This window comes from Acidisoma silvae, assembly GCF_020618775.1.
Taxonomy (GTDB): domain Bacteria; phylum Pseudomonadota; class Alphaproteobacteria; order Acetobacterales; family Acetobacteraceae; genus Acidisoma; species Acidisoma silvae.
Genome location: NZ_JAESVB010000008.1, coordinates 20,065 through 35,047, shown reverse-complemented (window position 1 = coordinate 35,047; position 14,983 = coordinate 20,065). Strand labels below are relative to the sequence as shown.

Genomic DNA, 14,983 nt, shown 5'->3' with positions numbered 1-14,983 from the left:
TCTATCCGGATGACCGGCCGGGACGCCTCATGCCTCCGTCTCCACCCATTCAGAAAGTCGAAGGTGATCAATGAAACGTCGTGAATTCGGGACTATGGCTGCGGCCATTGGCCTTGCCGCCACGCCCTTCGGACGCGCTTTTGCCTCCGTCGCGGACTTGGAACCCACAAGCGGCAAGCCTGTCTATTTCCGGGGCTGGCAATTTGCCACGGATATCGTGCAGTCCAATGTGAAACGGTACAACGACTTAGAGCATGGCAAGATTTCGTACGCGACCGTGACGGGCGATTATCCGTCCATCATGGAGCAGAGTCTGATCGCCAAGGCCGATCTCGATGTGCTCTACGCCAATCCGTCCAGCGCGGTGCGCTATTACGAGGGCGGTTGGGTGATGCCTGCGGAAACCCTACCTGCTATCGCCGATATTAAGGCCGATATGCTGCCGCAGTTTCTGGATGCCTGGTCCTATGACGGCAAGCTGCTCGGCCTTTCCTATTTCGCCAGTACTCGTGGCTGCATCCACACGAATCTTCTTGCCTATAACAAGGCCGGAATGACCGACAAAGACTTTCCGGCAGATTGGGACGCGCTGTACGATCAGGTCTATGCGCTGCATGACAAAGGCATCGCGACGCCGATCCTGCCGCATTGGTTCGGTGAATATTTCGGCATTTCCTGGGGCTTCGTCATGGAAGTGCTCAATCGCGGCAACCCGGTCGCCGACCCCACGACGCATAAGCCGACGATGACGACGGACCCTAACGGCCCGGCCTATAAGACGCTTGCGCAGTGGAAGAAGCTTTGGAAATCGAAGCTCGTTCCCCAGGAAGTGCTGACCTATAACGAAGCGGCCTATATCGACGCCTTCGCCTCCGGCCGTTACGTCTTCAGCCCGCAGCAAATCTATGACGTGCAGACCATGAACACGCCGGGCCGCAGCCAGATCGCGGGCCATGCGACCATTCTGCCGGTGGTGAAGCAGAGCTGGGGATTGATCGATTCAGCCCTGTATCTCATGACAAATCGCAAGCGCCCGGAAGCGCAGACCGATGACGTGAAGAAATTCACGTCCTGGTATGGTTTCAAGGACGGTGACGGCAAGATTTATGTCGGTGAGCGCTGGATGGAAAGCCATCTGCTCTTTTCCGCCTATAAATCCGTCATGGATTCGCCCGCGACCGAAGCGCGCATCAAACAGGCCGTCGCCAGGCCGGATGATTATGCGGTCCTGCTTGACGTCTACAAGAAGACGCCCTTCCCGACCGGCATCTGGCGCGTGGTCTGGTCTGAAGAATTCAATTCCTACCTGCGCGACACCTTATCCAAGTTCCTGCTCAATGATGGCGATATCGCGGATACCATCAAGGCGATGAACGATCAGATCAGCAGTCTGAACGACAAATACGGGATCTGACACAGGCATGGCGACGATCGCGAACAAGAAGAGCCGACAGAGACGGCGCGAACTGACCGACGGGCAGTTCGCACTGATGATCGGCCTGCCGGTTATCCTTCTTCTCGTCGTGATCGTCGCCTATCCGCTCGTCTATTCGGCCTGGATGGCCTTCCACCGCATTATGTTCTTCGGCGGCTACCGCGCGAAATTCGTCGGTTTCAAGAATTTCGCGACGGTGCTGAGCGATCCGGAATTCTGGTGGTGTACCTGGGTCACGATCCGCTTCACGCTGGAAAGCGTCATCCTGACGATGCTTCTGGGCCTTGGCATCGGTCTTCTGCTCAATCGGCCGTCGCGTTTCGGCAGCCTGTGGCGCACGCTCGTCTTTCTGCCCTGGTGCGTCTCGCTTTATGGCGCCGGGCTCATGTTCGCCTATCTCGCCCGCGGACAGACAGGCCTGCCGACCGCGATTTTGGCCGATCTCGGCATGCAGAACGTGCCGGATTTCATGACGACGCGTTCCATCGTCGAGGTGCTGGCCATCGGCAGTTCCTGGACCATGGCACCACTCGTCGGGTTCTTCGTGCTTGCCAATCTCAAGACCATTCCGAAGCGGCTTTACGATCTCGCGGCTATCGATCAGCTGACGCCGCTGGAAACCTTCTGGAACGTGACGCTGCCGCCGCTGCGCTTCACGCTGTTCGTCTTCACCTCCATCAGCATCGTGCTGTCGATGAAGCTGTTCGATCTTATCTTCGTGCTCTCGGACGGCGGCCCAGGTGATGCGTCATCGACGCTTACCTATCAGCTGTATAAGGTGAGCTTCAAGAACCTGAACCTTGGCTATGGCGCAGCGATGTCGTTCTTCCTGCTCTTCTTCATCATCGGTTCGACCATGGCTCTTTATCTTGTCTGGGGCCGGCGGGAGAAGGCGCTGTGAAGACGCATCGCCCCAACTTCGTCATCGCCATGGCGATCCTGATCATCTGGTCGCTTCTGCCGATCCTGTGGTTTGTCCGCATGGCCTTCATGAATCACGCGGAAATTGCCAGCTTCCCGCCGCATATCCTGCCGTCGAGCTTCAATCTCTCCTCCTTCGTCAATATCTTCGGCTATGACTACAAGCTGGCGGACGGTACCATTTCCTCGGCCTCGGGCCAAGCCGGCCAGATCGAGCTCGGCTTGCAGAATAGCGTCATCGTCTCGGTTGTCGTCACCTTGATCACCATGGTGATCGTCGTACCGCTGGCCTATGTCTTCTCCCGGCTCGATTTCAAATTCAAGAATGTTCTGCTCAACGCCGTTCTGCTTGCGGTCGCCATCCCGCCGGTCTCGACCCTCATTCCCTTCTACACGATGTATGTCCAGCTTGGCCTGGTCGGCACCTTGCCGGGGCTGATCATCATTGACCTGACGACGACTGTGCCTTTCGTCACCTGGATGCTCATCGGCTATTTCCGCAATCTGCCGCCGATCGAGCGGCTGGCCCGGATCGACGGGTTCAGCCGCCTGCACACGCTCGTCTTTCTTATTCTGCCGCTGGCACGCAGCGGTGTCGCGGTCTCGGCGATCATCGCCTTCCTGTTTGCCTGGAACGAATTCACCTTCGCGCTTGTTCTCGTCAACGGCACCCCGGCCACGACCCTGCCCGCGGCCATTTCCGGCTTCCTGGGCCAGGACCCGAATCCGTCCCAGCTCGCCGCCTGCATTCTCATCACCATCATCCCGCCCGCGCTGGTTGCCTTTTTCCTGCAGCGCCATCTGGCGGAGATGAACATCGCCGACCCGGTTCGTTGACGATGACGCACCAAGCCCTGTTTGGAGCCCTTGTCTGAATGGCAAAGATCGAACTGCGGCAGATCCGCAAAACCTATGACCGCTACGTCGCCGTCGAGAATCTCGACCTTGACATCATCGACGGCGAATTTCTCGTCATGCTCGGTCCGTCCGGATGCGGCAAGACGACGACGCTGAACATGATCGCGGGACTGGACTATCCGTCCCAGGGACAGATCCTGTTCGATGGGCGCGAGGTCACGGCCGAACCGCCGCATGGGCGCAATATCGCCATGGTCTTCCAGTCATCCCTGCTCTATCCGCATCTGACGGTGCGCAAGAATATCGAAGCGAGCCTCAGGCACAGCAAACTGTCCAAGGCCGAGCGGGCGCAGCGCATCGCCGATGCCGCGCGCATGTTGGAACTGGAGCCGATGCTGGACAAGCTACCCAGCCAGATGTCGGGCGGCCAGCGCCAGCGCGCCGCCACCGCCAAGGCCATCGTGCGCGAACCGGCCTGCTTCCTGCTGGATGAGCCATTATCCGCGCTCGACGCCGCGCTGCGTCTGTCGCTGCGCTCGGAACTCGTCAATCTACAAAAGCGGCTCGGCACAACAGCGGTTTTCGTGACCCATGACCAGGTCGAGGCGATGACGATGGGTGACCGTATCGCCGTCATGTCCAAGGGCAATCTGGAGCAGATCGGCACGCCGGATGAAATCTATAACCAGCCGGCAAGCCTTTTCGTTGCGACCTTCCTTGGGTCGCCGCCGATGAATATCGTGGCCGGTGATGTGTCTGGCGGCGTCTTTCATGCCGGGCCGGTCGCGATAGACCTTGCCGGCCGTGCGATACCCAATGGCCCCGTCAGCCTCGGGGTGCGGCCGCAGCATGTGACCGTCACCGCGCCCGATGCGGCCGGCGCCATACCCGTTACCGTCTATGCGCTGGAACATCTGGGGCGTGAATCGGTGGTGATCGCGGATGACGCAGGCGGCAACAAGCTGCGCGCCTTGGTCGACCCCGGATTTCATGCGCGGATCGGCGACCGGCTTGGTATCATGCCCGCAGCCAGCGCCTGCTTTTTCTTCGGGCCCGACGGCCGTCGGATTTCCGCATAAACCTCCCCGCAGAGAGGGCGATCATGTACCGCATCAATCCTGAGACGGATCAGCAATTTGTCGAGGAGTTCCGGCGCCTGCCGGTGGGGCGGCACAGCCCCGGCCTCATGCGCCTGCTCAACGCGCTGCGCTACGACCCGAGCGGCCGGCAGATCGTGCTGTTCTGCCGCAAGCCTTTCGCCGAATGGCAGATCGCGGAAATGCCCGCCAACCGGCTCGACCCGCTGGTTTTGGAGGACAGCCCGATCTTCACAAACCGGGACGAGGCGGAATGGGAGATTTTCCGCAGGCGCTGGTTCAAGGCCACGGGCCAGCATTTGAACCAGCCTTTCAGAAGCGCCGACGAAGCCTGATCGCGAGCGGGAGAGCGAACAATGTTGAAGATTCTGGGCTATCCTGACCGCTATAGCGTGGCACCGGGCGAGGCGATTTCCTTTCAGGTCTCGCTGGAAGAGGGCGACAGCTTTTCCGCCCGCATCGTCCGCGTGCTGAACGGTGATTGCAATCCGGCTGGGCCCGGGCTTGATCTGCCGCATCATCCCAGCAGCATCGACGGCACCTATCTCGGCCAGCAGCGCCGCGCCGACGCGGGTTCCTATCTTATCGCTGACACCGTTCCGGCGCTGGAAGACTTTTCGTTCCGCGCATTGATCTGGCCGACGCTGCTCGCGCGCCGTGCTCAGGTCATCGCTTCGCAATGGGATGCCGCCAGCAAGACGGGCTTCATGCTGGAACTGGACGAGGGCAAACTATCGCTCGTCACCGGTGATGGCCGGCGCCAGACCCTGCCGCAAACGCTGTTGGAGCGGAAGTGGTATGCCGTCAGCTTCAGCCTGAACGCAGTGACGGGCGCTTTCCGCCTCTCGCTGTCGCCGCTGAAAGCCGATGTCGGCACCGATGATGAGGGAGAGATAACCGGCAGCCTTGGCGCGTCTCAAGCTGTGGCCGCACCCTTCATCCTGGCTGGCATGCCGCTCGCCGACGGCACCGTCGGCTCGCATTTCAACGGCAAGATCGAAGCCCCGAGCCTGCTCGCAGGTGCGCAAAGCCACGCGACTTTGGCGGTGAATCCGCTGCCCGCAGGGCTTTCGCCGAAGCTGATCGCCGCCTGGGATTTCTCGGACGGCATCCGCAGCATCAAGGCGACGGACAAAGCAGCCTTCCGCCATCACGGCCGTCTGGTCAATCTGCCGGCACGCGGCATGAAGGGCAGCGGCTGGACTGGCCTCCACCACAGCTGGCAGGCGGCCCCTGCCGAATATGGCGCGGTGCATTTCCACGAGGATGACCTCTATGACGCCGGCTGGCCGGCGGATGTCGTCTGGACCCTGCCGGAGGATGCCAAAAGCGGCGCCTATGCCCTGCATCTCTCCTGCGGGGAAACGGAGGCCGAGGCCATGCGGGAATGCTATATCCCCTTCTTCATCCGTCCGCCGCGCATCAAGAAACCCGGCGTTACGCGGCCCAAAGTTGCCTTCCTGGCCCCCACCTGTTCCTATATGGCCTATGCCAATCACGGCGAGCATATCACCGTGCGCGGCGTGGAGCGGCTGATGGGCCGGCTGCTGCATTTCGGTCATCAGGACGTCTATCTCTACGATCATCCCGAACTTTGCCATTCGCTGTATGACAAGCACGCCGACGGTTCGGGCGTCTGCTATTCCAGCCGCATGCGGCCCAATATCAATTGCGCGCCCCGCTATCATTCCTGGCTCGGCGGTGACGGATCAAGCCTATACCAGTACAATGCCGACACGCATCTCTTCGGCTGGCTGGCGCATAACGATATCGACTACGACATCATCACCGACGAAGACCTGCATCGCGACGGCTTTCCGCTCATCGAGGATTACAGCGTCATCCTGACCGGATCGCATCCGGAATACCATTCGACCGCGATGTGGGACGCGATGAAGGCCTGGACCGATCGTGGCGGCCGCTTGATGTATATGGGCGGTAATGGCTGGTACTGGCGCATCGCCTTCCATGATGAATTGCCCGGCGTCATCGAAGTGCGGCGCGCGGAAGACGGCATCCGCTCCTGGGAAGCCGAGCCGGGCGAATACTACCATTCCTTCACCGGGGAATATGGCGGCCTCTGGCGCCGTTGCGGCCGCCCGCCGAATATGATGGCCGGCATCGGCTTCGTGGCGCAGGGTTTTGACGTTTCCAGCCCCTATCGCCGCGCCCCGGATGCCGATAATCCCCGCGCCGCCTTCGTCTTCGAAGGCGTGGAGGATGAGGTGATCGGCGATTTCGGCCTTATCGGCGGGGGTGCCGCCGGCATCGAATTGGATTGTATCAATCCCCTGCTCGGCTCTCCGCCCAATATCCTTCGCCTCGCCTCCTCCGAAGATCACAGTCCTTTGATGCTGTTGGTGAACGAGGAGTTTACCGCGACCTTGCCCAATCTCGGCGGCGATCAGAACGAAAAGGTCCGCGCTGATCTGAGCTTTTACGAAACGCCGGCGGGCGGGGCGGTTTTCGCCACCGGTTCCATCGCTTGGATCGGCTCCCTGCCCTGGAATAATTACGAAAACAATGTCTCTCGAATCACCCTGAACACACTTCGGCGCTTCATGGACCCGAAACCTTTCGTGTAAGATCGCGACCAGACCGAACACAGGAGCAAGACGCATGGACAGTCACGTCACTGAGACAAGAGCGGCACTGCACCCGCTCGACCCGCTCTCTGGCGCGGAACTGGCCCGTGCCGCCGCGCTGATTGCCCAGCATTTCGATTGGGGGGCTGATCTGCGCGTCGAGACCGTCGATCTGGACGAGCCGCCGAAGGATCTGGTGCGCGACTATGTGGACGGCGCCAGCTTCCCCCGCGTCGCGCGCTTCAATATCTATCGCCGTGGCGTCATGGGCGTCATCACCGGCCGCGTCGATCTGGGCAGTGGCGACCTGATCTCCCAGGTCTTCCGCGAAGACGCGCGCGCGATGGTCGCGATCGAGGAAGTGCTGGAGATCGAAAAGACCGTGAAGGCCGATCCGCGCTTTCAGGACGCGCTGCGTAAGCGCGGGCTGATCGACGATCTGGAATTCATGGCAGTCGATCCCTGGACGGTGGGCGATTTCGGCCATGCGATTGAGCAGGGTCGCCGTGTGCTGAACTGCTTCATCTGGATGCGTACCTTTCCGCTCGACAATTACTATGCCCATCCGGTGGAAGGTCTGCATGCGCTGATCGACGTCAGCACGCTGGAAGTGCTGGAAGTGGTCGATCATTTCGCGGAAAGCGGCGACTATATTCCCGTGCCGCGCACGCCGCGCAATTACGACGCCGCTCTGCTGACGGAATTCCGCCCGCCCTCTTCCACGCTTGATGTCGTGCAGCCGGATGGCGCTGGCTTCAAGGTCGACGGCCATAAGGTGACCTGGGAGAATTGGGATTTCCGTGTCGGCTTCAATGGCCGCGAGGGCCTGGTGCTGTATCGCATCGGCTATACCCATGGCGGCGAACGCCGGCCGATCGTCTATCGCGCCTCGATTGCGGAAATGGTGGTGCCCTATGGCACGCCGGAGCGCAGCCATTATCGCAAGAATGTTTTTGACAGCGGCGAACTCGGCTTCGGCCGCATGGCGAATTCGCTGACGCTCGGCTGCGATTGCCTGGGCACCATCCATTACTTCGACGCCGTAGTGCCGACCGTCTATGGCACGCCGCGTACCATTACCAATGCCATCTGCCTGCATGAGGAAGATGCCGGCCTGTCGTGGAAGCATTTCGACGTGCGCACCGAGCGTACCGATGTGCGCCGCGCCCGCAAGCTGGTGATCTCCTCCATCTCCACCATCGGCAATTACGAATATGCCTCCTACTGGTATCTGCATCAGGACGGGCGCATCGAATATGAAATGAAGGCGACCGGCATCATTAATACGGGGGCCTGCCATCCTGGCCAGCCCGGTAAATTCGGCACGGAAGTGGCGCCCGGCATCGTCGGTCATATTCATCAGCACATTTTCTGCGCGCGTCTGGATATGGAAATCGACGGGCCGAACAATACGGTCACCGAATGCGACACCCGCGCGCTGCCGCTCGGCCCCGAAAACCCCTACGGCAATGCCTTCTTGATGGAGGAAAAGCCGCTGGTCAGCGAACTCGGCGCGCAGCGCGATGTCGATTTCGCTAAAAGCCGCTACTGGCGCATCACCAATCCCGAGGTGACGAACTGGGTTGGCCGGCCGACGGCCTTCAAGCTGGAGCCGATGTCGGCGGTGCAGCCCTATACCCATCCCGACAGCCCGTCCGGCCGTCGTGGCCGCTTCATCCAGCATCAGCTTTGGGTGACGGCCTATAACGCGGAAGAGCGCTATCCCGCCGGCGAATTCGTCAACCAGTCCAGCACCAAGGATGGCGATTCCGAAGGCCTGCCGAAATGGACCAAGGCCGACCGGCCGACCGACAATACCGATATCGTCGTCTGGCATAGTTTCGGTCTGCACCATATCACCCGGCCGGAAGACCATCCGGTGCAGCCTTGCGTCGTCTGCGGCTTTAAGCTGATGCCCTCAGGATTCTTCGATCAGAATCCGGTCATCGACCTGCCGCCTGCCGTCAACAAGAAAAGCTGCTGCGCCTGATTGGATGATTACAGATGCTGGTTGCGTGCCTGATAGCGCGCGACCAGCATCGCATTGCGCTCTTTGGCGCCGGGCATATTAGCGCTGACATAGATCGGAGCCTCCTTGCCCGCCGCCGCCATGCGGGCAACCGCTTCCGCCAGCAGCGCGTTAAGGATCGCCGCGCCGATGACGGTCGAAAGCGGCCCCACCGCCGGCTGACCCTCAGCCGCCTGAAATCCGGCGTCGCCCGGCACCGTGCGATTGTCGATGGCAATATCGGCGATGTCATATAGCCGCGCCCGCCCCGCCGCTGCTGCCTGCGAATAGGCGGCCGATGTTACGGCCACAACCACCGCTCCCTGCGCACGACCATAGGCGGCCGCCTCCACCGGCACGGCATTGACGCCGCTATTGGAAAATATGACCAGCACATCGCCCGCTGCAATCGGATAGCGCGCCAGAACATCGGCGGCGAGGCCCGTCTCGCGCTCGCGTTTCGTGCTGTCCACCGCGCCGTCATGCAGCATCAGCACTGGCGCCAGCACCGGCACCACCGCCGCTATCCCGCCCGCGCGGTAATGCCCTTCCTCCGCCAGCATGTGGGAATGACCGGTGCCGAAGAGATAGATCAATTTATCGGCCATCAGCGCTTCCGTCACGGCCTTGGCCGCCGCTTCGAAAACCTGCTCCTGCCCGTCATGCAATTTTGCCAAAGCATCCGCCGCCAGAGCAAGGTAGGACAATGCAGCCTGGGTCATGACATAGGCCTTTGCTCTGTCGGGGGTCGCGCCTCGGCCAGCGCTCCGGCGTAAGTGCGGTAGCGGGCATAGCCGCGCGCATACCGCTTGTCGCGTACAGGCTCATGGACATGGAGAATGCGGCAAGTACTTGTTGAGGCTTGCCTGATCGACGCATACCAGCCGATTGCCGTGCCGGCGAGAAGGGCCGCGCCCTTGGCGCCGAACTCACGCCCCTCCGGCACCTCAACACGGCGACCCAGCACATCCGCGATCATCTGCCGCCAGAAGGCGCTGCGCGCACCGCCGCCCACAAGCCGCACCGTATCGAAATCCAGTCCCGTCGCCGCGAAGCAGTCGCGAATGGCATAGGCCATGCCTTCATAGACGGCGCGCAGCAGATCCGGCCGGCGATGCCGTGGCGCAAGACCCGCAAAACCACCACGCGCAGCCGGCTCTACCATGGGCGCAATGATGCCAACCTCGCTGAGATAGGGCACATAGACGGCCCCTTGCGCACCCGCAGGCGATTCACCCGCGATCACCGCAAGCCGCTCATAGGCGTCGGGCGCATCGGCAAAGTCAGGGCAAAGCGCCGCCAGAGCCCAGTCGATGTTCAGGGTACCCGCGACATTGACCATGGTGCGCAACCATAGATCACCGGGCAGTGTGAACAGAATGCCCAAATCGGGCGGCGTGAAAACCGGTTGCGGCACGGTGACGCCGTTGAGACAGGTCGTGCCCAGGATGCTGACGGCCGCGCCCGAAGCGAGGCCCCCCGCACCGATCACGCTTGCGGCGACATCGCCCGCACCGATCGCGACCGGCGTGCCAATGCGCAGTCCCGTCACGCCTGCGGCAGCCTCGGTGACAAAGCCGGCGAGGCTCTCGCTCGGCTGCGGCTCGGGCAACAGATGCGCCCAATCCTCGAGACCGAATAGCGCGATCAAAGCAGGCGACCGGCCCCTAGCCCGCGCACTGCCCGGCGCGACAGCCGCTTCAACGATATCGGTTGCAATGACACCCGTCAGTTGGGCGCGGATGAAATCCTTCGCACCGACGACCGCATGGGCGCGCGCCAGAACAGCGGGCTCATGCACCGCCAGATGCGCCAGCACCGGCAGCGTGCAGCCTTGCTGCATGGCGGAACCGGATTCCGCAAATATTCGCGACAGAAACGCCGGATCTTGCGCGATCCTCTCATCGATCAGCGGCTGTGCGCGGCCATCGCTCCAGAAGATACCGGGGCGCAGCGCCTGCCCTTGCGCATCCAGCACCCAGGCGCCGACCATGGCGCCGGACAGGCCGATGGCCGCGATGTTTTCAGCCGGCACCATCGTCAGAACTTGACCGATCACGATGCAGGTCGCGCTCCAGATCTCCGCCGGGTCTGCTTCAGCCCAATCAGGCTGCGGCGAGGCTATATTCGTCCGCCGCGTCGCATAAGCCACTTCCTGGCCCCCGCGATCGAAGACCGCCGCCTTGACGATCGACGTGCCGATATCGATGCCGAGAAGATACCCGGTCACAGGGCGGACCATCCTCCGTCCACCGGCAGCATGACACCGTTCACATAGGAACTGTCTGCCGAAGCCAGGAACAAGGCCGCACGCGCGATCTCCTCCGCCTGGCCGACACGCTTCATCGGCGTGCTTTCGCCAAGCCGCGCACGTTCCGCATCGCTTGTTATCGCACCCACCATCGGCGTCTCGATCGTGCCGGGGCAAATGCAGTTCACGCGAATACCTTTCTCAGCCCATTCCACGGCCAGCGTGCGCGTCAGCGCGATGACGCCACCTTTGGCGGCGGTATAGGCATCGGCCCCCGGAACGCCGGCAATCGCCATGATGGACGCATTATTGATGATGGAGCCGCCACCATTTTCCAGCATGCGCGGAATGGCATATTTGCAGCCCATGGCCTGGCCCTTGAGATTGATGCCAAGGATCGCGTCCCAGGCGTCACCCGGGGTGTCGACGATGCTCGCCATCTTGAACCGCGCGGTGGAACTGTAGCCGACACCGGCATTGTTGAAGAGCACGTCCAGCTTGCCGAAACGGTCGCAGGCGAAAGCGATCATCGCCGCAACCTGATCCTCCTGCGAGACATCGACCGTAAAGGCTGCGCCGCCGATCTCGGCCGCCACGCGCGCGGCCCCTGCGCCGTTCCAGTCAGCAATAACAACGGACGCGCCTTCAGCCGCAAAAAGCCGGCATGCGGCCTCGCCCTGGCCCGAAGCGCCGCCTGTCACCACAACAACCTTGCCGCTGAGTTTCACGCGCTTTCCTTCACCATCGCTTCAGAATTGAGGCTATCGCTTTCGATGGCTCTCTGAAAGAGCCCGTGATTGTCATACCGACTTGTGTCTTCTAAAATATCTCCGGCATGGTCTGTTGATCGAGAGGAAAAGTGATGCGGGTTGCTCCAAAAATTCATCTTGTCGCCAGCGGCAATATCGGATTTTCTTTGTCGGATGTTTATGACTGCAATGTCTGGCTGATCGATACGGGCGATGGATTGGCAATGTTCGATTCCGGCGCCGGGCGCGACATCGCATCCATCTTCAGCGAAATGACAACCTGCGGCCTCGACCCTGCCGATCTCAAATATATTTTCCTCACGCATGGCCATGCCGATCATTCAGGCGGGGTCGCGCCGATCCTGCAACACTTGTCCCATTCTATCACGCTCTTTGCCGGGGCAGAGGCGGCGGCCCGCATGCAATCGCATGACGAGACGCGCATCAGTCTCGACACCGCGCGGCGATACGGCGTCTATCCGGACAGCTATCGCTGGGAAGGCGCCACTATCAACCACGTGCTGACCGATGACGCCGTAACGCATATTGGGAACGCCACCATCCGCTTGCTGGAAACACCGGGCCACAGCGCCGATCACTGCTCCTACCTCGTGACGCTCGACGGCAAGACGGCGTTGGTGTCCGGTGACGCCCTTTTCGCCGGCGGCACCGTTTTTTTGCAGGACATTCCGGATTGCAGCGTCACCGCCACGCTTGCCAGCGTAAGACGGCTTGCCGGTCTGTCCTTCGATATCTTCCTGCCCGGCCACGGTGCTTTCGCCCTGAAGGATGGCGCGCGCCATGCGCAAAGGGCAGCGACATTCGCCAATCGCGGTCTGGCGCCCCCTAACATGGGCGGATAACGCCCGATGACATAAGGGCGTTCTGACCGCGCCCGCCAAAATCTTGCGGCGCCACCTCATATCGTTCAATGGGATGGCGAGGATGTCTGGAGGGTCAGCGGCAGTCTTCACAGAGTTGAGAAAGAGCCGCGAGCGCGGCCATTCCTGAATAACAGAATTCATTACAGTTCAGCCGTGGGCTGCCTTTTGCGGCTGACACGTTTTGCATGAGCTACCAAAGCTGTGATGCTTGCGGCTCTTATACTCCGTGAGGACATCGCCCTTATTTGCACCGCTAGGCGTGGTCATCGCATCTGCCCTCGGTCGGTCGCCCAAAACAGTGCAATTAAGGAGATGAACCGTGTTTTTTCACAGAAAAGAGCTTATTCAGCCGGTCAATGTTGGAACGCCGGACGCAAGATTTGGTACATATTTACTTGAGCAGTTTGGCGGTGCGACCGGTGAGCTTACGGCCGCTCTGCAATATTGGGTGCAATCTTTTCATGTCGAAAATGCTTCGATACGCGACATGCTGCAAGATATCGCCATCGAAGAATTCAGCCATCTGGAGATGGTTGGCAAACTCATCGCTCAGCACACAAGTGAACTGGATCAAACGTCGGTCTATGACGCGCCACTGTTTAAGTTGAAGGGTGGCGGCCCACACTTCCTTGACAGTCAAGGAAGCTGCTGGACAGCAGCTTATATTCAAGAAGGTGGCAATGTCATCCGCGACCTGCGCGCAAATATCTCAGCTGAGGGCGGCGCTCGCCAAACTTATGAGGCACTTATTAAAGTCTGCAATGATGAGGGAACTAAAAAGACGCTGCATCATCTTCTGACGCGCGAAATTACTCATGCAAATATGTTCATGAAAGCGCTCGATGGCATGGGCAAGTTGGACGATCCCTTTTTTGGCAATATTCCTCCGGATGATACTGTCAAACTCGTCTTTAACCTCTCTCAGGGTGAAGACGCACGCGGCCCATGGAATCAAGAGCCGGATTTCGATTATATCGAAGATCCGCAGCCTCAGGGCGGCATGCCGCTTCCTCCGATCAATCCGGATGACGAGCGGTCTGAGTCACCCCACCCGGCAGACCGCAAAGCCAAGCCAAAACCGCCCGGGAAGTCAAAATAACACCGACCATTTTGCAAATGATCCCGGCCCGCTGCGGCGTGCCGGGCTCACTTCAGGGCTCTGCCTCGCATACTTTCCCCCCGTAGCGCTTGCGGCTCGAAAGCGCTAAGAGCGGCCCGCGGAGGAAGCGGGACGTGCAAGCCAATCAATCATCATCTGCCCCGGTGCTGGCCGCGGCGCTCGGCGTATGCGCCCTGACATTCATGGACGCTCTGATGAAGAGGCCATCGATGACTTACCCTTTGGGGGAAGTCATCGAACTCCGTTATCTTGCCGCGTCATTTTTTGCGGCTATCGTGTTTCTTATCAAAGGTGAGCGCAGGCCGACCTGGAATGCGTTACGCCGCAATGCGTCCCGTGCCTTGGCAATGCTGACGTCGACGGCTTGTTTTTTTGTCGCTCTCGCCCGCCTGCCGCTCGCCGAGGCCATCGCCCTGTCCTTCATCGCCCCGCTTCTTCTGACCTTGATGGGCCGTTTCATCTTGAAAGAGCCGATTGCTTCTAAGAGCATGGTCGGCGTTATTCTGGGGCTTATTGGCGTGGTCGTCATCGCGCTGGGCAATCCAATGCGCGGAGGCCATGCCTTCGATCTGCCAGGTCTCGCGGGAGCCCTTGGGGCCGCCTTCTTTTATGCGTTGTCGAACGTGCTGATGAGACGGCAGACGACCCAGGATTCTCTTCAAACGATCGTGCTTCTGTCCAATAGCTGGGCCGCTCTGTTTTGCTTGCCATTCCTCATCGTTCAATGGCGGCCGCCCACAACAGCCATTTGGACGGCCGTGACCTTCGGTGGCCTGATGGGCGCCTGCGGCCATTTCTGTCTCGGCTGGGCCTATGCGCGGGCTCACGCGGGCAGACTCGGCATTCTTGAATATTCAGCGTTTTTCTGGGGTGCTATTCTGGGCTTTGTCTTCTTCGGAGAAATTCCCACCCTCACCACAATTATTGGTGCCAGCCTTATCCTCGTCGCTTGCATTGGAACGACAGGCGCAAGGCCGCGCGGATTTCGGCTACGCCAAAGCAAGAATTGACGCCGGCTAACGGGCGTTAATTTGCCACGCCGGTCGCGGGCCTTGGCAAGCAGCCGACGATCGAC

The 14,983-nt window shown here is 60.6% G+C and carries 13 protein-coding genes; 10 read left to right on the top strand and 3 right to left on the bottom strand.

Translation table 11 applies throughout. The features are described from left to right. Positions 1-70: 70 nt before the first annotated feature. The 7 genes from ASILVAE211_RS16530 to ASILVAE211_RS16500 are packed head-to-tail and all read left to right on the top strand — an operon-like array spanning position 71 to position 8,886. Positions 71-1,414, top strand: a complete 1,344-nt coding sequence (locus tag ASILVAE211_RS16530) for an ABC transporter substrate-binding protein (protein ID WP_227322451.1) — start codon at positions 71-73, stop codon at positions 1,412-1,414. A gap of 7 nt (positions 1,415-1,421) precedes the next feature. Then, the gene (locus ASILVAE211_RS16525; RefSeq protein WP_227322450.1) at positions 1,422-2,336 is read left to right on the top strand and encodes a carbohydrate ABC transporter permease; all 915 of its coding nucleotides are present in this window, start codon (positions 1,422-1,424) and stop codon (positions 2,334-2,336) included. After that, a complete protein-coding gene (locus ASILVAE211_RS16520; protein ID WP_227322449.1) occupies positions 2,333-3,193 on the top strand; it encodes a carbohydrate ABC transporter permease in 861 nt (286 codons plus the stop codon). Before ASILVAE211_RS16525 ends, ASILVAE211_RS16520 begins: the two co-directional genes overlap by 4 nt. Before the next feature lie 38 nt (positions 3,194-3,231). Next, positions 3,232-4,293: an ABC transporter ATP-binding protein gene (locus ASILVAE211_RS16515; protein ID WP_227322448.1), complete on the top strand. Its 1,062-nt coding sequence runs from the start codon at positions 3,232-3,234 to the stop codon at positions 4,291-4,293. A gap of 23 nt (positions 4,294-4,316) precedes the next feature. Next, positions 4,317-4,646: a hypothetical protein gene (locus ASILVAE211_RS16510; RefSeq protein ID WP_227322447.1), complete on the top strand. Its 330-nt coding sequence runs from the start codon at positions 4,317-4,319 to the stop codon at positions 4,644-4,646. Positions 4,647-4,667: 21 nt separating this feature from the next. After that, positions 4,668-6,896, top strand: coding sequence for a N,N-dimethylformamidase beta subunit family domain-containing protein (locus tag ASILVAE211_RS16505; protein WP_227322446.1), 2,229 nt, complete (start codon positions 4,668-4,670; stop codon positions 6,894-6,896). 34 nt (positions 6,897-6,930) lie between these two features. Further along, the gene (locus ASILVAE211_RS16500) at positions 6,931-8,886 is read left to right on the top strand and encodes a primary-amine oxidase (protein WP_227322445.1); all 1,956 of its coding nucleotides are present in this window, start codon (positions 6,931-6,933) and stop codon (positions 8,884-8,886) included. 8 nt (positions 8,887-8,894) lie between these two features. On the opposite strand, the gene ASILVAE211_RS16495 is transcribed toward ASILVAE211_RS16500, so the two are convergent. The 3 genes from ASILVAE211_RS16495 to ASILVAE211_RS16485 are packed head-to-tail and all read right to left on the bottom strand — an operon-like array spanning position 8,895 to position 11,883. Beyond that, positions 8,895-9,626, bottom strand: a complete 732-nt coding sequence (locus ASILVAE211_RS16495; protein WP_227322444.1) for a sugar isomerase domain-containing protein — start codon at positions 9,624-9,626, stop codon at positions 8,895-8,897. After that, positions 9,623-11,134 (bottom strand): FGGY-family carbohydrate kinase, encoded by a 1,512-nt coding sequence (locus ASILVAE211_RS16490; protein WP_227322443.1) that lies wholly within the window; start codon positions 11,132-11,134, stop codon positions 9,623-9,625. Before ASILVAE211_RS16490 ends, ASILVAE211_RS16495 begins: the two co-directional genes overlap by 4 nt. Continuing rightward, positions 11,131-11,883: an SDR family NAD(P)-dependent oxidoreductase gene (locus tag ASILVAE211_RS16485; RefSeq protein WP_227322442.1), complete on the bottom strand. Its 753-nt coding sequence runs from the start codon at positions 11,881-11,883 to the stop codon at positions 11,131-11,133. The genes ASILVAE211_RS16490 and ASILVAE211_RS16485 overlap by 4 nt, the downstream gene beginning before the upstream one ends. A 134-nt stretch (positions 11,884-12,017) precedes the next feature. On the opposite strand from ASILVAE211_RS16485, the gene ASILVAE211_RS16480 reads away from it, so the two are divergent. The 3 genes from ASILVAE211_RS16480 (at position 12,018) to ASILVAE211_RS16470 (ending at position 14,918) form a co-directional block, all read left to right on the top strand. Then, on the top strand, positions 12,018-12,767 hold the full coding sequence (locus ASILVAE211_RS16480; protein ID WP_227322441.1) for an MBL fold metallo-hydrolase: 750 nt from the start codon (positions 12,018-12,020) through the stop codon (positions 12,765-12,767). Positions 12,768-13,107: 340 nt separating this feature from the next. Further along, entirely contained in the window at positions 13,108-13,887 is a 780-nt protein-coding gene (locus ASILVAE211_RS16475) for a manganese catalase family protein (RefSeq protein WP_227322440.1), read from the top strand. Positions 13,888-14,021: 134 nt separating this feature from the next. Beyond that, the gene (locus ASILVAE211_RS16470; RefSeq protein ID WP_227322439.1) at positions 14,022-14,918 is read left to right on the top strand and encodes a DMT family transporter; all 897 of its coding nucleotides are present in this window, start codon (positions 14,022-14,024) and stop codon (positions 14,916-14,918) included. The last annotated feature ends 65 nt before the right edge of the window (positions 14,919-14,983 follow it).